This is a genomic window from Streptomyces sp. CA2R106, assembly GCF_037034245.1.
Lineage (GTDB): Bacteria > Actinomycetota > Actinomycetes > Streptomycetales > Streptomycetaceae > Actinacidiphila.
The window spans coordinates 182437-201343 of sequence record NZ_JBAGKC010000010.1; the positions used below are offsets into that span (position 1 = coordinate 182437).

The 18907-nt window shown below is 73.9% G+C and carries 17 protein-coding genes; 6 read left to right on the forward strand and 11 right to left on the reverse strand.

Annotation, left to right across the window (positions count from 1 at the left end):
• Positions 1-179: 179 nt before the first annotated feature.
• Genes WA788_RS17670 through WA788_RS17715 form a run of 10 tightly spaced genes read right to left on the reverse strand, consistent with a single transcriptional unit; the run spans position 180 to position 9914 of the window.
• The gene (locus WA788_RS17670) at positions 180-1739 is read right to left on the reverse strand and encodes an NADH-quinone oxidoreductase subunit N (protein ID WP_335978356.1); all 1560 of its coding nucleotides are present in this window, start codon (positions 1737-1739) and stop codon (positions 180-182) included.
• Positions 1739-3304, reverse strand: coding sequence for a complex I subunit 4 family protein (locus WA788_RS17675; RefSeq protein WP_335978358.1), 1566 nt, complete (start codon positions 3302-3304; stop codon positions 1739-1741). The genes WA788_RS17670 and WA788_RS17675 overlap by 1 nt, the downstream gene beginning before the upstream one ends.
• 7 nt (positions 3305-3311) lie before the next feature.
• Positions 3312-5336, reverse strand: a complete 2025-nt coding sequence (locus WA788_RS17680; RefSeq protein ID WP_335978360.1) for an NADH-quinone oxidoreductase subunit 5 family protein — start codon at positions 5334-5336, stop codon at positions 3312-3314.
• The gene (gene nuoK, locus WA788_RS17685) at positions 5333-5740 is read right to left on the reverse strand and encodes an NADH-quinone oxidoreductase subunit NuoK (protein ID WP_335978362.1); all 408 of its coding nucleotides are present in this window, start codon (positions 5738-5740) and stop codon (positions 5333-5335) included. The genes WA788_RS17680 and nuoK overlap by 4 nt, the downstream gene beginning before the upstream one ends.
• Positions 5740-6351 carry an NADH-quinone oxidoreductase subunit J family protein gene (locus tag WA788_RS17690; protein WP_335978364.1) on the reverse strand — a complete coding sequence of 204 codons (612 nt, stop codon included), beginning with the start codon at positions 6349-6351 and terminating at the stop codon, positions 5740-5742. Before WA788_RS17690 ends, nuoK begins: the two co-directional genes overlap by 1 nt.
• Entirely contained in the window at positions 6351-6983 is a 633-nt protein-coding gene (locus WA788_RS17695) for a NuoI/complex I 23 kDa subunit family protein (protein ID WP_335978366.1), read from the reverse strand. Before WA788_RS17695 ends, WA788_RS17690 begins: the two co-directional genes overlap by 1 nt.
• Positions 6984-6986: 3 nt before the next feature.
• The gene (gene nuoH / locus WA788_RS17700) at positions 6987-7949 is read right to left on the reverse strand and encodes an NADH-quinone oxidoreductase subunit NuoH (protein ID WP_335978368.1); all 963 of its coding nucleotides are present in this window, start codon (positions 7947-7949) and stop codon (positions 6987-6989) included.
• Complete coding sequence (locus WA788_RS17705; protein WP_335978370.1) at positions 7946-8926, reverse strand: NADH-quinone oxidoreductase subunit C; 981 nt, start codon at positions 8924-8926, stop codon at positions 7946-7948. Before WA788_RS17705 ends, nuoH begins: the two co-directional genes overlap by 4 nt.
• Positions 8923-9555: an NADH-quinone oxidoreductase subunit B gene (locus WA788_RS17710; protein WP_335978372.1), complete on the reverse strand. Its 633-nt coding sequence runs from the start codon at positions 9553-9555 to the stop codon at positions 8923-8925. Before WA788_RS17710 ends, WA788_RS17705 begins: the two co-directional genes overlap by 4 nt.
• The gene (locus tag WA788_RS17715) at positions 9546-9914 is read right to left on the reverse strand and encodes an NADH-quinone oxidoreductase subunit A (RefSeq protein WP_335978374.1); all 369 of its coding nucleotides are present in this window, start codon (positions 9912-9914) and stop codon (positions 9546-9548) included. Before WA788_RS17715 ends, WA788_RS17710 begins: the two co-directional genes overlap by 10 nt.
• A gap of 221 nt (positions 9915-10135) precedes the next feature.
• Here WA788_RS17715 and WA788_RS17720 point away from each other — a divergent pair, with 221 nt between their 5' ends.
• The 3 genes from WA788_RS17720 (at position 10136) to WA788_RS17730 (ending at position 13338) form a co-directional block, all read left to right on the forward strand.
• The gene (locus WA788_RS17720; RefSeq protein ID WP_335978376.1) at positions 10136-11356 is read left to right on the forward strand and encodes a sensor histidine kinase; all 1221 of its coding nucleotides are present in this window, start codon (positions 10136-10138) and stop codon (positions 11354-11356) included.
• A gap of 118 nt (positions 11357-11474) precedes the next feature.
• Complete coding sequence (locus WA788_RS17725) at positions 11475-12821, forward strand: sensor histidine kinase (RefSeq protein ID WP_435125353.1); 1347 nt, start codon at positions 11475-11477, stop codon at positions 12819-12821.
• A 43-nt stretch (positions 12822-12864) separates the two neighbouring features.
• A complete protein-coding gene (locus tag WA788_RS17730) occupies positions 12865-13338 on the forward strand; it encodes a MarR family winged helix-turn-helix transcriptional regulator (RefSeq protein WP_335978378.1) in 474 nt (157 codons plus the stop codon).
• A 498-nt stretch (positions 13339-13836) separates the two neighbouring features.
• Here the strand turns inward: WA788_RS17730 and WA788_RS17735 are convergent, their stop codons facing one another.
• Complete coding sequence (locus WA788_RS17735) at positions 13837-14793, reverse strand: quinone oxidoreductase family protein (RefSeq protein WP_335978380.1); 957 nt, start codon at positions 14791-14793, stop codon at positions 13837-13839.
• A 159-nt stretch (positions 14794-14952) separates the two neighbouring features.
• Between WA788_RS17735 and WA788_RS17740 the strand changes: the two genes are divergently transcribed.
• The 3 genes from WA788_RS17740 (at position 14953) to WA788_RS17750 (ending at position 18883) form a co-directional block, all read left to right on the forward strand.
• Positions 14953-15612 carry a response regulator transcription factor gene (locus WA788_RS17740; protein WP_335978537.1) on the forward strand — a complete coding sequence of 220 codons (660 nt, stop codon included), beginning with the start codon at positions 14953-14955 and terminating at the stop codon, positions 15610-15612.
• Positions 15613-15765: 153 nt separating this feature from the next.
• Positions 15766-17778 (forward strand): 2-oxoacid:acceptor oxidoreductase subunit alpha, encoded by a 2013-nt coding sequence (locus WA788_RS17745; protein WP_443034055.1) that lies wholly within the window; start codon positions 15766-15768, stop codon positions 17776-17778.
• Complete coding sequence (locus WA788_RS17750) at positions 17771-18883, forward strand: 2-oxoacid:ferredoxin oxidoreductase subunit beta (protein ID WP_335978383.1); 1113 nt, start codon at positions 17771-17773, stop codon at positions 18881-18883. Before WA788_RS17745 ends, WA788_RS17750 begins: the two co-directional genes overlap by 8 nt.
• Positions 18884-18907: the final 24 nt, after the last annotated feature.

The following is an 18907-nucleotide window of genomic DNA, read 5'->3' on the forward strand; positions in this document are numbered from 1 at the left end:
CAGGAAAACCTCCTGCACTGGTCAACGCGAGTCGGGCGCCGTTGGTTCCCGTGTGCGTACGCAGCGCTACCGTGCGAACGAGGCCGGAACCGGCCGGGTCCGCGCCTCGTGCCGCCCCACCTGCGGCGCGGCCGTGGCGGACCAGTTCGCCGCCGCGGGGCCGGGTCGGCGGCGGGTACTCACAGCAGCACTCCGGCCGCGTAGCGCAGCACGATCTGCGGCGCGCCGGACAGCACCACGCCCGCCGCGGCGGCGAGCGCGATGGCCGCGCCCAGCGCGAAGGGGGTCCGCGCGGCGACCGCACCGGCCGCCGGCGTGCCCCCGCCGTCCGAGGAGAGCTCGGGAGCGGCCGCCGCGGCCTTCGTCCCGCCTGCTGCGGCGAAGAGCAGCGCCGTCCACCGCAGGTAGTACACGAGCGCGATCGCCACGTTGACGGCCATGATCACCGCGAGCCAGCCGTGCTGGGCGTCGACCGCCGTGGAGAAGACCGCCACCTTCGCGAACAGGCCGATCAGGCCGGGCGGCAGTCCGGCCAGGCAGAGCAGGAAGAAGGCGAGCGCGAGGGCGGCCGCGGGCCGGGCGGCGTACAGGCCGCGGTAGTCCGTCAGCCGCCCGTGCGGCGCGCTGCGGCCGACCAGGGCCGCGACGGCGAACGCGCCGAGGTTCACCACCGCGTACATCAGGGCGTACGCCACGGTGGTGCCGACGTGGTAGCCGGCGGGGTGGCCCGAGGACTCGGCGGCCAGCGGCACCAGCAGGTAGCCGGCCTGCCCGATCGAGGACCAGGCGAGCAGGCGGACGGCGCCGCGCTCGGCGTCGGGCCGCTGCCGCAGGGCGCCGACATTGCCGACGGTCATGGTCAGCGCGGCCAGCACGCCCATCGCCGGGCCCCAGGTGTCGGCGTACGGGTGCAGGGCGAGCGTGGTGATCAGGATCAGGCCGGAGAAGCCGGCCGCCTTGCCGACCACCGACAGGTAGGCGGCGACCGGCAGCGGTGCGCCGGCGTAGGTGTCGGGCACCCAGAAGTGGAAGGGCGCCACCGCCAGCTTGAAGGCGAAGCCGACCAGCGTCAGGGCGGCGCCGGCCTTGCCGAGGGTGTGCAGCTGGGCGGGTTCGTGGCCGAGGGTGCGGCCGATCCGGTCGAGGTAGAGGGTGCCGGTGGTGGCGTACAGGAAGCTGACGCCGAGCAGCGACACGGCGGTGGCGGTCACCGAGGTGAGGAAGAACTTCAGCGCGGCCTCGCTGCTCAGCCGGTCGCCGCGGCGCAGCCCGACCAGGGCGAACGACGGCAGCGTGGTGACCTCCAGCGCCACGACGAGGGTGGCCAGGTCCCGGGAGGCGGGCAGCAGGGTGGCGCCGGCCGCGGAGGCCAGCAGCAGGAACCAGAACTCCCCGGCCGGCAGCTCCTCCTCGACGGCGGGCGCGGACAGCAGCGCGGTGAGCAGCGCCCCGCCGAGTACGAGCACCTGCACCACGAGCGCGAAGCGGTCTGCGGTGTACGAGCAGCCGGCGGCGGGGTCGGTGCCGCAGAACGTGGCGTGGTGCCCGGCCCGCAGCGGGATCAGGGAGAGCAGCGCCAGGGCGAGCCCGGCCACGGTCGCCCAGGCCAGCAGCCGCTTGTGCCGCGGCGGCAGGAAGAGGTCGGCGACCAGCAGGAGGACGGCCAGGGCGGCGGGGATCGCGGCCGGGGCGATCGCGGTCCAGTCGACGGACGCGGTCAGCGCGCCGAGGGAGGTCATCAGCTTCCTCCGAGCAGGGAGCGTACGGCCGGTTCGGTGAGGCCGAGCAGCAGCGCGGGCCACAGTCCGGCCAGCACGGTGAGGGCGGCGAGCGGCGTCCAGGCGGCGAACTCGTAGCCCTGCACGTCGGCGAGGGCCGGCTCGGCCCGGGCGGTGTCGCGGTCGCCCATGCAGATCCGGCGGACCACGACGAGCAGGTAGGCGGCCGTGAGCAGGGTGCCGAAGGCGGCGATCGCGGTGAAGGTGACGTAGGCGGGGCGGCTGAGGCCGGCGCCGGGGGTGAAGGAGCCGAACATCGCGAGCATCTCGCCCCAGAACCCGGCCAGGCCCGGCAGGCCGAGCGAGGCGACGGCGCCGAAGGCCAGCAGCCCGCCCAGGCGCGGCGCGCGGCCGTAGAGGGCGGCGCCGCCGCTGCCCGCGAGCCGGTCGAGGTCGCTGGTGCCGTAGCGGTCCTTCAGGGCGCCGACGAGGAAGAAGAGCAGGCCGGTGATGAGGCCGTGGGCGACGTTGGCGAACAGGGCGCCGTTGACGCCGGTGCGGGTCATGGAGGCGATGCCGAGGAGCACGAAGCCCATGTGGCCGACCGAGGAGTAGGCGATGAGCCGTTTGAGGTCGCCGCCGTTGCCCTGCCGGGCCAGCGCGAGGCAGGCGAGCGAGCCGTAGACGATGCCGACGACCGCGAAGGCGGCCAGGTACGGGGCGAAGGTGTGCATCCCGCCGGGCGCGATCGGCAGCACCACCCGGACCAGGCCGTAGGTGCCCATCTTCAGCAGCACCCCGGCGAGCAGGACCGATCCGGCGGTGGGTGCGGCGGTGTGCGCGTCCGGCAGCCAGCTGTGCAGCGGCCACATCGGGGCCTTCACGGCCAGGCCGAGGCCGATCGCGAGGACCGCGACCAGTTGCGTGGTGTGACTGAGGTGTGACCCGTTGTCAGTGGCGAGTGCCACCATGTCGAAGGTGCCCGCTTTCACGCCGACGAGGAGCAGGCCGAGCAGCATGACCACGGAGCCGAGGAGGGTGTACACGATGAAGCGCAGCGCCGAGCGTTCCCGGTTCGCGCCGCCCCAGCGCGCGATGAGGAAGTACATCGGGACCAGCACGGTCTCGAAGGCGAGGAAGAACAGGATCAGGTCGAGCACCGCGAAGCTGGCCAGCGTGCCGCCCTCGAGCAGCAGCAGCAGGGCGACGAAGGCGCGCGGCCGGGGCCCGTCCGGCATCTTGAAGTACGAGTACAGCGCGCACAGGAAGGTCAGCAGCGCGGTCAGCACCAGCAGCGGCAGCGAGATGCCGTCCACCCCGAGGTGGAGGTGGATGCGCAGCGCGGGAATCCAGTCCAGGTCGGTGGTGGCCTGCATCCTGGCCGGGTGGGAGTGGTCGAAGCCGGCGGCGAGCACCACCGCGAGGACCAGCACCGCGCCGGTGACGGTCACGCCGTGCCGCAGCACCGCCTGGTCGGGGCCGCGGCCGCGCAGACCGGGCGGCGCCGGCAGCAGGGCGCCGAGCGCGCCGAGCAGCGGCAGCACCAGGATCGCCGCGAGGATGTACTGAAGGGCGGTGTCGTTCACTTCGGGCTCAGCCTCCGACGGCGACGAGGACGGCGAGGACGACCGCACCGGCCAGCAGCGCGCTGAGGTAGGTCTGGACGTTTCCGGTCTGGGCCTTGCGGACGGCCGCGCCGAGCAGGTTCGGGGTGCCCGCGGCGCCGCGTACCCAGGTCTCCACCACGTCCCGGTCCAGGAAGCGGACCAGGGACGCGGCGGCCAGCACCGGCCGGACGAACAGCGCGGTGTACAGGGCGTCGAGGTGGAAGCCGTGCGCGGCGGCGGTGTGCAGCGGGCCGAGCAGCAGCCGGCCCGGGTCGCCGGGGTCGCGGGCGGCGGCGACGTCGCCGTAGACCTCCTTGTGGTGCTCTTCGGCCTCGGCCTCGATCAGGGCGGGTTCGGAGTCCGCGTCGAGGTGGTCGGTGAGCGCGCCCGCGGTGTCCGGCGGTTCGGCGGCGAGCGCGCCGATCGGCACGGCCCGGCGGCTGGCGGCCACCGCGCGCCAGGCGCCGTAGGCGAGCAGTACGCCGACCAGCGCGAGCCCGGTGCCCAGCAGGGCGGTGACCAGGGTCGGGCCGAGCGGGCTGCCGCCGAACCAGTCGGGCAGTTCGCGGTAGGCGAGCCCGCCGAAGGCGACGGTGGGGATGGCCAGCACCCACAGCACCGCGGTCATCGGCAGCGGCTGCCGGCCGTGGTCGGGGGCGGCCGGACCGGTGCCGAGGAAGGCGAGCAGGAACAGCCGGGTGGCGTAGGCGCCGGTGAGCACGGCGGTGGCCAGCCCGGCCACCAGCACCGTCCAGCCGACCGCCGAGGGCACGTGCGCGGTGTCGCCGCCGGCGGCGTGCTCCGCGGCGCGCAGCACCGACTCCTTGGAGAAGAAGCCGGACAGCGGCGGGAGCGCGGCCAGCGCGGCCAGGCCCAGGCCCATGGTCCACATCGCGTCGGGCACCCGCTTGCGCAGCCCGCCCATGCGGGACATCGCGGTCAGCGAGTTGGTGCCGGCCGCGTGGATCACCACGCCCGCGCCCAGGAAGAGCAGCGCCTTGAACGCGGCGTGCGACAGGAGGTGGAAGACGGCGGCGTCGCGGTCGCCGACGGCCAGCGCGCCGGCCATGTAGCCGAGTTGGCCGATGGTGGAGTAGGCGAGCACCCGTTTGATGTCGTCCTGGGCGAGCGCGGCCAGGCCGGAGCCGACCATGGTGATCGCGGCCATCGCGGCCAGCACCGCGAGCGCGGCGGCGGACGCGGTGAACACCGGCAGCAGCCTGGCGACCAGGTAGATGCCCGCGGCCACCATGGTCGCGGCGTGGATCAGCGCGGAGATCGGGGTGGGGCCGGCCATCGCGTCGGGCAGCCAGGTGTGCAGCGGGAACTGCGCGGACTTGCCGGCGACCCCGGCGAGCAGCAGCAGCGCGGTCACCGTGGGGTGGTGCAGGCGCCCGTCGGCGGCGGCGGCCAGGATGCCGCTGATCCGGAAGGTGCCGGCGTCCGCGGCCAGCGCGAACACGCCGATCAGGAACGGGACGTCGCCGAGCTTGGTGACCAGGAACGCCTTGATCGACGCGGAGCGGGCCGCCTCGGTCTCCCAGTAGTGGCCGACCAGGAAGTAGGAGCAGATGCCCATGACCTCCCAGCCGACCAGCAGCACCATCAGGTCGCCGGAGTAGACGACGAGCAGCATCGCGGCGGTGAACAGCGAGACCAGCGCCGCGTAGGACGGGTAGCGCGGGTCGTCCCGCAGGTAGGAGACGGAGTAGACCTGCACGCAGGTGGCGACCAGGCCGACGAGCAGCGCGATCAGGACGGAGAAGCCGTCCAGGTGCAGCGCGAGGTCGATCGGCACCGAGCCGGTCGCGGTCAGCCGGTGGGCGGCGTCGGTGGCCTGCCCGGTGCCCTGGCGGGCGGCGACGACGGCGGCGAGCACGAAGGCCGCGGCGGTGGGCAGCACCGCCAGCGGCCGGACGAAGCCGGGTGCGCGCCGGCCGAGCAGGAGTCCGGCGGCCGCGCCCAGGAAGGGCAGTGCGGGGACGAGCGCGGCAAGGGCGGTCAGGGTCACGCGGTGGCCTCTGCCTTCTCGTCGGGGCCGGCGGCCGCGCCCGGACCGGCGTCCGAGTCGGCGGCGTCCGGGGGCGCGGGCGCGCCGAGCGGCCGTCCGGGGTCGGCCAGGTCGGCGAGGCGGTCGATGTCGGAGGTGCCGCGGTTGCGGTAGACCAGCAGCACGATCGCCAGCCCGAGCCCGATCTCCGCGGCGGCGACGGTGATGGTGAACAGGGTGAGGGCCTGCCCGGAGTGCAGGCGGTCGCCGAGCCAGGTGTCGAAGGCGACCAGGTTGAGGTTGACGGCGTTGAGCATCAGCTCGACGGACATCAGGACGAGGATCGCGTTGCGCCGGGCGAGCACCCCGTACAGGCCGACGCAGAAGAGCAGGGCGGCCAGCACGGCGGGGTAGACGAGGTGCATCAGCGGTCCTTGCCGTTCGGGGCGGAAAGGCCGCCGGACCCGGCGGCGGGCAGGGCGGCGGCTCCGGTGCCCGCCCTGCGCCGGGACAGCACGATCGCGCCGACCAGCGCGGCCAGCAGCAGCACCGACAGTGCCTCGAAGGGCAGCACCCAGAACCGGAAGAGGCTGCTGCCGGTGACCTTGGTGGCGCTGACCCCGGCGGTGCGGTGCACGTCGATCCAGGTGCTGCGGAAGGCGTCCAGCACCACCCACACCAGCGTGGCCGCGGCCGCCACCGCCACCGCCAGGGCCACCCAGCGGTTCTCGGAGTCCGCGTCGGGCGAGTGGCCGATCGGCGCCCTGGTGAGCATCAGGCCGAACAGCAGCAGGACCACCACCGAGCCGACGTAGATCAGCACCTGCACCCAGGCGATGAACTCGGCGGTCAGCAGCAGGTACTCCACCGCGATCCCGCCGAGCGCGACCACCAGCCACAGCGCCGCGTGCACGAGCTGGCGGGTGGTGACGGTGACGACGGCCGCGCCGAGGGTGGCGAGGCCGACGAGCAGGAAGGTGATCTCGACGCCGGTCGGCGAGAGGAAGCCGTGGTGGCTGGCGACACTGCCGTGCATCACGCCTCGCCCTCCTCGGGCCGGTCGTCCTCCGAAGCACCGTCGGCCTGCCCCGACTGCTCGGCCTGCTGAGCGGCTTGGGCTGCCTGTGCTGCCTGAGCTGCCTGAGCTGCCGCCTGCGCCGCCTTCTCCGCCGCCTTGTGCGCGGCCGCGACCTCCTTCGGCTCCTCGGCCGCAGGGTCGAGCGGCGGCGGAGGCGGCACCGTCCACATCCACTCGCGCAACTTGTCGCGCTCGTGGGTCAGGTCGAGGATGTCGGTCTCGGCGTACTCGAACTCCGGCGACCAGAAGAGCGCGTCGAAGGGGCACACCTCGATGCAGATGCCGCAGTACATGCACAGCGAGAAGTCGATCGCGAAGCGGTCCAGCACGTTGCGGCTGCGCTCGCGGCCACCGGGGGCGGCGGGCGGCGCGGTCTCCTTGTGCGAGTCGATGTAGATGCACCAGTCGGGGCACTCACGGGCGCACAGCATGCACACCGTGCAGTTCTCCTCGAACAGCGCGATCACACCGCGGCTGCGCGGGGCGAGTTCGGGTTGCGCGTCGGGGTAGCGGGCGGTGACGGTCTTCTTCGTCATCGTGCGCAGGGTGACGGCCAGGCCCTTGGCCAGGCCGGAGCCGGGAATCGGCATGGCTTACGAGGTCACCACCTTGACGACGCCGGTCAGGGCGATCTGGACGAGGGAAATCGGGATCAGCACGGTCCAGGCGAACTTCATCAACTGGTCCTCGCGCAGCCGCGGGTAGCTCACCCGCAACCAGATCACCACGAAGGCGAGCACGCCGGTCTTCAGCAGCGTCCACAGCCAGCCGACGCTGCCGGACCAGGGCCCGTGCCAGCCGCCGAGGAACAGCACCGCGGTCAGCGCGCACAGCACCACGATCCCGGCGTACTCCGCGAGCAGGAACAGCGCGAAGCGCAGCCCGGTGTACTCGGTGTACGCGCCGAAGATGATCTCGGAGTCGGCCACCGGCATGTCGAACGGCGGCCGTTGCAGCTCGGCGAGCCCGGCGGTGAAGAACACCAGGCCGCCCATGAGCTGCCACAGCGTCCACCACCAGTGGTACGACTCGACGATCCCCGGCAGCGACAGGGTGCCCGCGGCCATCGCCACGGACGCCGCGGCCAGCAGCATCGGCAGTTCGTACGCCATCAGCTGGGCGGCCGTGCGCAGGCCGCCGAGCAGCGAGAACTTGTTCGCCGACGCCCACCCGGCCATCAGCGAGCCGAGGACGCCGACGCCCATCACCGCCAGCACGAAGAACAGCCCGGCGTCGACCGCCTCCCCGACGAAGCCGTGCGGCCCGACGGGGATCACGACCAGCACCAGGAGGTAGGGCAGCAGGGCGACGGCGGGCGCGAGCTGGAAGATCCGGCGGTCCGCGTCGGCCGGGACCACGTCCTCCTTCTGCGCGAACTTCACGCCGTCGGCGACGAGTTGGGCCCAGCCGTGGAAGCCGCCGGCGTACATCGGGCCGAGCCGGCCCTGCATGTGGGCCATCACCTTGTGCTCGGTCTGCCCGACCGCCAGCGGCAGGACCAGGAACGCGACGAGGACGGCGACCAGCCGCAGGACGACATGGAGCGTGTCGTTCACGGGGTACGGCCTCCTTCTCCTTCGCCGGTGGGCGGTTCGTCACGTGCGGGCGGCGCGGGTTTCGGCTCCTCCTGCGGCCGGTCGGCCTGAGGCGGCTCGGACCGCGGGGGCTCGGCGGGTTTCGACGGCTCGGCCGACCCCGGTTCCGCCGGCGGCTGCTCCACCGGTTTCGAGGGCTCCGCGGGCGGCTGCTGCCAGGGCGCGTCCGGGCCGGCCGGGCGCGGCGTCCGGGCCGGGCGGGCCGGGCGCTCCGTACCGCCGCCCCCCGTGCCGCCAGCCGCGCCGCCCGCCGCGCCGGACTGGCTCGCCGAACCCTCCCCCGCCGTCCGCGTCCGGCGGGCCGGCCGCTCCCCCGCGGCGCCGCCCGCTCCCGCGCGGCGCGCCGGACGCGCCGGCGCGGGCGGCAACTGGCCCTTCAACGGGCCCCAGTCGTTCGGGTCCGGCACCCCGGGCGGCAGCATCTGGCGCCGCTTCGGGCCGCCGTCGTGCGACTCGCCCGGCTCCTTCGCGCCCGGCCACGCCTTGGCCACCCGCGCGGCCAGCACGAAGTCCTTGCGCAGCGGGTGCCCCTCGAACTCGTCGGGCAGCAGCAGCGGCGCCATCCCGGGGTGCCCGGTGAAGGCGACGCCGAACATCTCGTGCGTCTCACGCTCGTGCCAGCCCGCGCCCGCGTAGACGCCGGTGGCGCTCGCCAGCTCGGCCGCGTCATGGGGCACCGTGGTGCGCACCAGCAGCCGCCCGAGACCGCCTTCCAGCCGGACGAGGTGGGCGCAGACCCGGAAGCCGGTGCCCGGCTCGTCCACCGCGCTGAGCCAGTCGAAGAAGGTGCAGCCGAGCACGTCCCGGGCCGCGGTCAGCGCCGTCACCCATCCGGCGGGCGGGACGTCGACGGTCAGCAGGTCGTACGACTCCTCGGCGGTCGCGCCCTCGCCGAAGACCTCGGCCGCGGCCTGGGGAAGCTGCTCGAAGTGGCTCACCGCTCCTCCGCCTCCGCCGGCGGCGGGGCCACCAGTGAGCTGGTCAGCGCGGCGGTCGAGGGCTGCCCGCGGCCGGCGCGGCGCCCGTACCGCTCGCCGAGCGACTCGCGGGCGATCTTCTCCTGGAGCTTGAGGATGCCCTGGAGCAGCGCCTCGGGGCGCGGCGGGCAGCCGGGCACGTAGACGTCGACCGGGATGATCTGGTCGACGCCCTTCGTCACGGAGTACGAGTCCCAGTACGGGCCGCCGCAGTTGGAGCAGGCGCCGAAGGAGATGACGTACTTCGGTTCGGGCATCTGCTCGTAGAGCCGCTTCACCGCCGGCGCCATCTTGTCGGTGACCGTGCCGGAGACCACCATCAGGTCGGCCTGGCGCGGGCCGGGCGCGAACGGGATCACCCCGAGCCGGATGAAGTCGTGCCGGGCCATCGACGCGGCGATGAACTCGATCGCGCAGCAGGCCAGGCCGAAGTTGAAGACCCACAGGCTGTAGCGGCGGCCCCAGTTGAGCACGACCTTCATCGGCTCGGGCGCCAGCCGGGCGAGCGGGCCGAGCCGGCGCGGCTCGGGCAGCAGCGTCCCGGCCGGTTCCGGCTGCGGCTGCGCCGGGTCGGGCAGGGTCACGTCCATTCCAGCACGCCCTTCTTCCACGCGTAGAGCAGCCCGACCGCGAGGAAGCCGAGGAAGACGAACATCTCGACGAGCGTGGTACCGCCGAAGCCGTGGGCGGCGAAGACCGTCGCCCACGGGAAGAGGAAGATCGCGTCCACCGCGAAGATCACGTAGAGGAACGCGTACACGTAGTAGCGGATCTGGGTGTGCGCCCAGTCCTCGCCGACCGGGTCGACGCCGCACTCGTAGCTGAGCAGTTTCTCGCGGGTCGGCACGTCCGGTCGCAGCAGCCGCCCGGCCGTGAACGAGACCGTCACGAACAGCACGCCGACGACCGCGACCAGACCGACGACCGAGTAGCCGTGGAAGTAGGCCACGTCCGTCCGCCCCTCGTTCACTCGTTGACCAGCGATGTCCAGCGATCCGGATGGATCTTTAGACGATTTATACGGAGGGAGTCTAGGCCCTGGCCTCAGCGGCGGAGGAAGCCGTCCACCGATGGCGGCCCGCGGGCGGTGGGGCCGGGGGGATAACCCCACCGGCCACCGGAGCGCGCACCCCATGGCGCGGGCCCCCGGCGGGACGGCAGGCTGGACCCATGGACACCTCCCCCGCGTCGTCGGCGCCATCGGCGCCGCAGCCGCTGCCCCCGCCCCGCTTCGCCTTCGACCCCGTGACGTGGCGGGAGATCGCGAACCTGCTGCTGAACTTCCCGATGGCGCTGCTCGGCTTCGTCTACGTGGTGGTGACGCTGTCGCTGGGCGCCGGGCTGTCCGTGACGGTGGTCGGGTTGCCGCTGCTCGCCTTCGGCCTGGGCGGCTGCCGGGTGCTGGGGCGGCTGGAGCGGGCCCGGGCGCGCTCGCTGCTCGGGGTGCGGATCGAGGAGCCGCGGCCGCTGCGCACCCGGACGATGGGCGGCTTCCTGCCCTGGCTGTGGGCGTCGCTGAAGGACCCGGTGGCCTGGCGGCACGCGCTGTACCTGGCGATCCGGCTGCCGTGGGGCATCCTCACGTTCACGGTGACGCTGGTCTCGCTGTTCGTGCTGTGGCCGCTGCTGCCGTTCCTGGCCCGCGGCATGTCGACGGTGGACCGGGCGCTGGCCCGCGGGCTGCTCCAGCCCTCCGACGAGCTGGAGCGGCGGATCGCGGAGCTGGAGTCCGACCGCGGGGTGGTCGTCGACACCGCGGCCGCCGACCTGCGCCGGATCGAGCGGGACCTGCACGACGGCGCCCAGGCCCGGCTGGTGGCCCTGGCCATGGACCTCGGCCTGGCCAAGGAGAAGCTGCTGGAGGACCCCGAGGCGGCGGCGAAGATGGTCGGCGAGGCGCACGGCGAGGTGAAGGTGGCGCTCCAGGAGCTGCGCGACCTCGCCCGCGGCATCCACCCGGCGATCCTCACCGACCGCGGCCTGGACGCCGCGCTGTCGTCGGTCGCGACCCGCTGCACCGTGCCGGTCGCGGTCACCGTGGACCTGCCGGCCCGGCCTGCCGAGGCGATCGAGGGCATCGCCTACTTCACCGTCTCCGAGCTGCTCCAGAACGTCAGCAAGCACAGCCGGGCCCGCGGCGCCTGGGTGGAGGTCTGGCGCGCCGACGACCGGCTGATGATCCAGGTGCGCGACGACGGGCAGGGCGGCGCGGACGTCTCCGGCGGGTCGGGGCTGGCCGGGCTCACCGAGCGGCTGGACTCCGTGGACGGGCTGTTCGTGGTGGCCTCGCCGGTGGGCGGGCCGACCGTGGTGACCGCGGAACTGCCGTGGCGGGACCGGGACTTCCGCCGCCCCGCGGCACCCCGCGGCCAGGCCCGGGGCCGGAGCTAGGCCCGGGGGCGGGGCCAGGTCTGGGGATGGGGCCGCGGCCGGGGTAGGGAAATCCCCACCCCGAAGACGCCGATCCGCACCATGGGCGGCCGGGCCGGACCGGAGCAGGGTGGTCGGTATGACCAGCAGTACCGAAAGGACGGTCCCGACCATGGCGTACGGCATCCATCCCGCCGAGCGAGCGCACCGGCTGCCCACCGCGCTGCGCGCCCCCGTGGAGGCGCGTACCTGGCGGGAGCTGGCCTACCTGCTGCTGAACCTGCCGATGGGCGTCGTCGGCTTCGTGTGGACGGTGACGATGCTGTCGCTGGGCGCCGGGCTGCTGATCACCTTCGTCGGGCTGCCGGTGCTGGTGCTGGCGCTGGGCGGCTGCCGCGCGATCGGGTACGCCGAGCGGGCGCGGGCCCGCTCGCTGCTGTGGCTCGACGTCGCCGAGCCCGGCCCGGTCCGCACCCGCGGGCGCGGCTTCTTCCCGTGGCTGGGCGGCCAGCTGGGCAGCGGCGTGAACTGGCGGCACGCGATCTACGGCCTGCTGCACTTCCCGTGGGGGGTGTTCACCTTCTCGGTGTCGATCAGCTTCTTCACCTACGGCTGGGGCTTGCTGACCTACCCGCTGTGGCGCTGGGTGTTCCCGGTCTACTTCGGCCAGGACGGCCTCCAGCTCTACGGTGACGGGCACGGCGGCGGCTGGTGGCTGCACACCCCCGCGGACATGGTGCTGTGCGTGGCCGTCGGCGGGGCGCTGGTGCTGGCGCTGCCGTGGACGGTGCGGGGTATGGCGCACGTGGACCGGATGCTGGTCAGCGGGCTGCTCGGCCCGTCCCGGCTGGCCGACCGGGTCAGCGAGCTGGAGTCGGACCGCGGCGCCGTGGTGGACACCGCGGCCGCCGACCTGCGCCGGATCGAGCGGGACCTGCACGACGGCGCCCAGGCCCGGCTGGTGGCGCTGGCCATGGACCTGGGGATGGCCAAGGAGAAGCTGCTCCAGGACCCGGCGGTGGGCGCGGCGATGGTCGAGGACGCGCACGGCGAGGTGAAGGTGGCGCTCCAGGAGCTGCGCGACCTCGCCCGCGGCATCCACCCCGCGATCCTCACCGACCGCGGGCTCGGCCCGGCCCTGTCGGCGGTCGCGGCGCGCTGCACCGTGCCGGTCGCGGTCACCGTGGACCTGCCGGCCCGGCCGGTGCCCGCGATCGAGGGCATCGCCTACTTCACGGTCTCCGAGCTGCTCCAGAACGTCAGCAAGCACAGCGGCGCCGCCCGCGCCGCCGTGGACGTCTGGCAGACCGAGGACCGGCTGATGCTGCACGTGTCCGACGACGGGCGCGGCGGCGCCGCGGTGGACGCCGGCTCGGGCCTGGCCGGGCTGGCCGAGCGGCTGGACTCCGTCGACGGGGTGCTGGTGGTGGACTCGCCGCAAGGCGGCCCGACCCGGATCACGGCCGAACTGCCCTGGCGGTCCTGACCGCGGCGGCGGACGGGCCGCGGCGAGGCCCTACCGTAAGGCCATGGACGCGAAGGCCTTGGACGGCAGCGGCGACGGGGCGGGCGGAGCGGTCGGCGGCTCCGCGGTGCGGGCGGCCGAGGAGGTGCGGGTCGTCGTCGGGCGGCTGCGGCGCCGGCTGCGGGAGGTGAGCGGCGACGGGCTGACGCCGGCCCAGTCGTCGGTGCTGGTCCGGCTGGCCAGGGGCGAGGCCGCCTCGGTCAGCGAACTCGCCGCGGTGGAACGGGTCCGCCCGCAGTCGATGGCGAAGACCGTGGCGGGCCTGGAGGAGGCCGGGCTCGTCTCCCGGCGCCCCGACCCGGACGACGGCCGCCGCCAGCTGCTGGCACTGACCGAGCAGGGCGTGCAGCGGCGCCTGGGCGACCGCCGCTCGCGCCAGGAGTGGCTGGCCCGGGAGTTGCAGACCCGCTGCACCGAGGAGCAGCGGCGCACGATCATCGAGGCGATGTCCCTGCTGGACGCCATCGCCCAGTCCTGAGGATTCCCCGTCGGAGCCCGAGCAGGTCCCCGGCGGGGCCCGGCAGATCCCGGGCGGGGCTCGACCGATCCCGAGCAAGTCCGGGCCGATCCCGAGCAGGGCCCCCGGCCGATCCCGAGCAAGCCCCCTGGCGAGGACCGAGCAGGTCGCCCGGCGGGGTCCGGCAGATCTCTAGCAGGGCCCGAGCGATCCCCGGGGAGGGGCGAGCAGGGCCCGGGGAGGGCCCGGGGCGTCTTCCATGCCGGGCCGGGCGCACCGGGCCGGCCCCGCAGCCGGCGGCGCGTGGACCCGAACGAGTCGCGGGTCGGCGCCCCGCCGGACCATCCCCAGCAGATCGCGAACCGAGCCTCGGCCGGCCGGCCGCTCGGTCCCGAACCAGACATCGCGGCCGGACGGGCAGCACGAACACGCCCCCGACCAGCTCGCACCCCGGCCGGGTGGGCTGACCGGGCCTCGGGCGGGACCGGGCGGCTCCGGGGCGGCTTCGCCGCGGTGCGCTCAGGCGACCCGCAGGAGAACCTTGCCGGTGCTGCGGCCGGCCGCCATGGCCTCGTGGGCCTCGGCCGCCCGCGCCAGCGGCAGTTCCGCGGTCACGTCCAGCCGGATCGCGCCCGAGGCCAGCAGCGACAGCGCGGACAGGGCGTGCGAGCGTACGGCGGTCGGCGCGCGGCGGGCGAGGTCGGCGATGTGGTAGCCGGTCAGTGAGCGGTTGTGCTGCCACAGCGGCAGCAGCGGCAGCGACAGGTCCGGGTGGCGGGCGGCCTCGCCGTACAGCGCGAGGCGGCCGAAGGGGGCCAGCAGCGGCAGGGACGCGAGCCGGGTGGGCCCGCCGATCGGGTCGAGCACCACGTCGACCTCGCGGACCGCCTCGGCGAACGCGTCGCGCGGGTGGATCGCGTCGTAGCCGAACCGCTTGGCGTACTCGGCCTTGGCCGGGGAGCCGACGGTGCCGTAGACCGCGGCGGCGCCCAGCGCGCGGGCGATCTGGGCGGCGGCCGAGCCGATGCCGCCGGCGGCGGCGTGGATCAGCACGGTATCGCCCGCGGTGAGCCGGGCGGCGCCGGCGAGGATGCCGTAGGCGGCGGTGAGCGTGAGGCCGGCGCCACCGCCGTCGCGCAGCGAGATCCCGTCGAGCGGGAAGGCGAAGTCCGCGGGCGCGAGCGCGAACTCGGCGTAGCCGCCGCCGTCGGGGAGGTAGGCGGCGACCTGCTCGCCGACGGTGAGGCCGGTGACGCCCGGGCCGACCGCGGCGACCTCGCCGGAGACCTCGTAGCCGGGCACGGTCGTGTGCCGCGGGGCGCCGTAGTCCCCCCGCCGGTGCCGCATCTCGTCGTGGTTGACGCCGGCGTAGGCGACCTTGACCAGGAGCTGGCCGGGCCCGGGCACGGGCGCGGGCAGCTCCACGGCCTTGAGCACCTCGGGACCGCCTATGACGTCGAAACCGACCGCGCGCACACGTTCTCCTCTCCCCGGGCGCCGCCTGTACGGGCGGCCGCCGCTGATCGACGGGCGCAACCTTGCCCACCCCGAACCGTATTCCTCATCGGGCCGCCGATGCTGGGATGCTGGGGGAGTCAGTCCGGACGGGGGGAGTGGGAGACGGTGGAGGAACGCGTGCGGGTCGTGATCGCCGAGGATTCGGTACTGCTCAGGGAGGGGCTGACCCGGCTGCTCACGGACCGCGGCCACGAGGTGGTCGCGGGGGTCGGCGACGCCGAGGGCCTGATCAAGGCGGTGCGCGAGCTGGCCGGGCAGGGCGTTCCGCCGGACGTGGTGGTGGCCGATGTGCGGATGCCCCCGACGCACACCGACGAAGGGGTGCGCGCCGCGGTGCAATTGCGCAAGGAGCACCCGGGCGTAGGCGTGCTGGTGCTGTCGCAGTACGTCGAGGAGCAGTACGCGACGGAGCTGCTGGCCGGCAGCAGCCGCGGGGTGGGCTATCTGCTCAAGGACCGGGTGGCCGAGGTCCGCGAGTTCGTGGACGCGGTGGTCCGGGTGGCGCAGGGCGGCACCGCGCTGGACCCGGAGGTGGTCGCGCAGCTGCTGGGCCGCAGCCGCAAGCAGGACGTGCTGGCCGGGCTGACCCCGCGCGAGCGCGAGGTGCTGGGGCTGATGGCCGAGGGCCGGACGAACTCGGCGGTGGCCAAGCAGCTGGTGGTGAGCGACGGCGCGGTGGAGAAGCACGTCAGCAACATCTTCCTGAAGCTCGGGCTGGCGCCGAGTGAGGGAGATCACCGCCGGGTGCTGGCGGTACTGACCTATCTCAACTCGTGAGTTGCTGACACGCTGTCTCACAAGGGTGCCGGCGGTCGTTGTCGGAGGGTTTTCCGGGCTTGGTTCCCGTTGCCGGAACGTCCCGGGAAGGGAAGCCTTACCGACGTACGATGACCGGTGATGAGCAGTGCCGCCGCGAAGGAGGTCCGTTCAGTGACCAGCCAGGTCAGCAGCCCCATCAACGAGGAGCACGAGGGCTCGGGGACCGTGCTCGGCTCCCCGGCCGCGGAGGCCGGTGCCCTCGGGGCCCTCGCCCAGGCCGCCGGACTCCCCGAGCCCGGCGGCCCCGGCGGCCCGCCCCCCTCAGGCAAGGAGACCCGCCGGCTGGACCGGGTGATCATCCGGTTCGCCGGTGACTCCGGTGACGGGATGCAGCTCACCGGCGACCGGTTCACCTCCGAGACCGCGTCCTTCGGCAACGACCTGTCGACGCTGCCGAACTTCCCCGCCGAGATCCGGGCCCCCGCGGGCACCCTGCCCGGGGTCTCGTCCTTCCAGCTGCACTTCGCCGACCACGACATCCTCACCCCGGGCGACGCGCCGGACGTGCTGGTGGCGATGAACCCGGCCGCGCTGAAGGCGAACCTCGCCGACCTGCCGCGGGGCGCGGAGGTCATCGTCAACACCGACGAGTTCACCAAGCGGGCGATGGCGAAGGTCGGGTACGCCGCGAACCCCCTGGAGGACGGCTCGCTGGCGGCGTACGCGGTGCACCCGGTGCCGCTGACCACGCTGACGCTGGAGGCGCTCAAGGACAGCGGGCTGGCCCGCAAGGACGCGGAGCGGGCGAAGAACATGTTCGCGCTCGGCCTGCTGTCGTGGATGTACCACCGCCCGACCGAGGGCACCGAGTCCTTCCTGCGCCAGAAGTTCGCGAAGAAGCCGGACGTCGCCGAGGCGAACGTCACCGCCTTCCGGGCCGGCTGGAACTTCGGCGAGACCACCGAGGACTTCGCCGTCTCGTACGAGGTGCAGCCGGCCGCCAGCGCCTTCCCGGCCGGCACCTACCGCAACATCTCCGGAAACCTCGCGCTCGCCTACGGCCTGGTCGCCTCGTCCGAGCGCAGCGGGCTGCCGCTGTTCCTGGGCTCCTACCCGATCACCCCGGCCTCGGACATCCTGCACGAGCTGAGCCGGCACAAGAACTTCGGCGTGCGGACCTTCCAGGCCGAGGACGAGATCGCCGCGATCGGCGCCGCGCTGGGCGCCGCGTTCGGCGGGTCGCTGGCGGTCACCACCACCTCCGGGCCGGGGGTGGCGCTGAAGTCCGAGACCATCGGGCTGGCCGTCTCGCTGGAGCTGCCGCTGCTGGTGGTGGACATCCAGCGCGGCGGGCCGTCCACCGGGCTGCCGACCAAGACCGAGCAGGCCGACCTGCTCCAGGCGATGTACGGGCGCAACGGCGAGGCGCCGGTGCCGGTGGTCGCCCCGGCCACCCCCGCGGACTGCTTCGACGCCGCGCTGGAGGCCGCCCGGATCGCGCTGGCCTACCGCACCCCGGTGATGCTGCTGTCCGACGGGTACCTGGCCAACGGCTCCGAGCCCTGGCGTATCCCCGACGTCGGCGAACTGCCGGACCTGCGGGTGGAGTTCGCGACCGGCCCCAACTACACCGCCCCCGACGGCACGCAGAGCTTCCGGCCCTACCTGCGCGACCCGAAGACCCTCGCCCGGCCCTGGGCGGTGCCCGGCACCCCGGGGCTGGAGCACCGGATCGGCGGCATCGAGAAGCAGGACGGCACCGGCAACATCTCCTACGACCCGGCCAACCACGACTTCATGGTCCGCACCCGCCAGGCGAAGATCGACGGCATCGAGGTGCCGCGGCTGGAGGTCGACGACCCCGACGGCACCGCCCGCACCCTGGTGCTGGGCTGGGGCTCGACGTACGGGCCGATCACCGCCGCGGTCCGCCGGCTGCGGCGCGAGGGCGGCCGGGTCGCGCAGGCCCACCTGCGCCACCTCAACCCCTTCCCGGCCAACCTCGGCGCGGTGCTGGCCCGCTACGACAAGGTCCTGGTGCCGGAGATGAACCTCGGGCAGCTCGCCCACCTGATCCGGGCCAAGTACCTGGTGGACGCCCGCTCCTACACCCAGGTGACCGGACTGCCGTTCAAGGCCGAGCAGTTGGCGCAGGCCATCGCGAAGGAGAACGCGGATGTCTGAGACCCCCGTACTCGGCGGCACCGGTACCGGCATCGGCCCGCTCGCCGGCGCCGCCTCGCTGTCGCTGGTGCCCAAGGCAGCAGGCCCGCAGAGCACCAAGGACTTCAAGTCCGACCAGGAAGTGCGCTGGTGCCCCGGCTGCGGCGACTACGCCATCCTCGCCGCCGTCCAGTCCTTCATGCCGGAGCTCGGCCTGGCCCGGGAGAACGTCGTCTTCGTCTCCGGCATCGGCTGCTCCTCCCGCTTCCCGTACTACATGAACACCTACGGGATGCACTCCATCCACGGCCGCGCCCCGGCCATCGCCACCGGGCTGGCCACCTCTCGCCGCGACCTGAGCGTGTGGGTGGTCACCGGCGACGGCGACGCGCTGTCCATCGGCGGCAACCACCTCATCCACGCGCTGCGCCGCAACGTCAACCTGAAGATCCTGCTCTTCAACAACCGGATCTACGGCCTCACCAAGGGCCAGTACTCCCCCACCTCCGAGGCGGGGAAGATCACCAAGTCCACGCCGATGGGCTCTCTCGACGCGCCCTTCAACCCGCTGTCGCTGGCGATCGGCGCCGAAGCCTCCTTCGTCGCCCGCACCATCGACTCCGACCGCAAGCACCTCCAGTCGGTGCTGCGCGCCGCCGCCGCCCACGAGGGCACCGCGCTGGTGGAGATCTACCAGAACTGCAACATCTTCAACGACGGCGCCTTCGACGTCCTCAAGGACAAGGACACCGCCGAGAGCGCCCTGATCCGGCTGGAGCACGGCGCGCCGGTCCGCTTCGGCCCGGACGGCGCGCGCGGCGTGGTCCGCGACGCGCGCACCGGCGACCTGGAGATCGTGGACGTCACCGCCGGCAACGAGGCGAGCGTCCTGGTGCACGACGCCCACTCCCCCTCCCCCACCAACGCCTTCGCCCTCTCCCGGCTCACCGACGGCACCGCCTTCGGCCCGGGCACCGCCACCCCGATCGGCGTCTTCCGCGACACCACCCGCCCCGTCTACGACACCGACATGGCCGACCAGCTCAAGGCGGCCACCACCCGGCAGGGCCCCGGCGACCTGGCCGCCCTCCTCGCCGGGAAGGACACCTGGACGGTCAACGGCTGACCGCCCCGCACCGGCCCGCCGCCT

Excerpts from the sequence above, each read along its gene's own strand:
- WA788_RS17725 (WP_435125353.1), top strand. The coding sequence starts at position 11,475 with ATGACCAGCAGTACCGAAAGGACGGTCCCGACCATGGCGTACGGCATC.
- WA788_RS17690 (WP_335978364.1), bottom strand. The coding sequence starts at position 6,351 with ATGCACGGCAGTGTCGCCAGCCACCACGGCTTCCTCTCGCCGACCGGC.
- WA788_RS17750 (WP_335978383.1), top strand. The coding sequence starts at position 17,771 with ATGTCTGAGACCCCCGTACTCGGCGGCACCGGTACCGGCATCGGCCCG.
- WA788_RS17695 (WP_335978366.1), bottom strand. The coding sequence starts at position 6,983 with ATGCCGATTCCCGGCTCCGGCCTGGCCAAGGGCCTGGCCGTCACCCTG.
- WA788_RS17720 (WP_335978376.1), top strand. The coding sequence starts at position 10,136 with ATGGACACCTCCCCCGCGTCGTCGGCGCCATCGGCGCCGCAGCCGCTG.
- WA788_RS17670 (WP_335978356.1), bottom strand. The coding sequence starts at position 1,739 with ATGACCTCCCTCGGCGCGCTGACCGCGTCCGTCGACTGGACCGCGATC.
- WA788_RS17730 (WP_335978378.1), top strand. The coding sequence starts at position 12,865 with ATGGACGCGAAGGCCTTGGACGGCAGCGGCGACGGGGCGGGCGGAGCG.
- WA788_RS17710 (WP_335978372.1), bottom strand. The coding sequence starts at position 9,555 with ATGGACGTGACCCTGCCCGACCCGGCGCAGCCGCAGCCGGAACCGGCC.
- nuoK (WP_335978362.1), bottom strand. The coding sequence starts at position 5,740 with ATGCACCTCGTCTACCCCGCCGTGCTGGCCGCCCTGCTCTTCTGCGTC.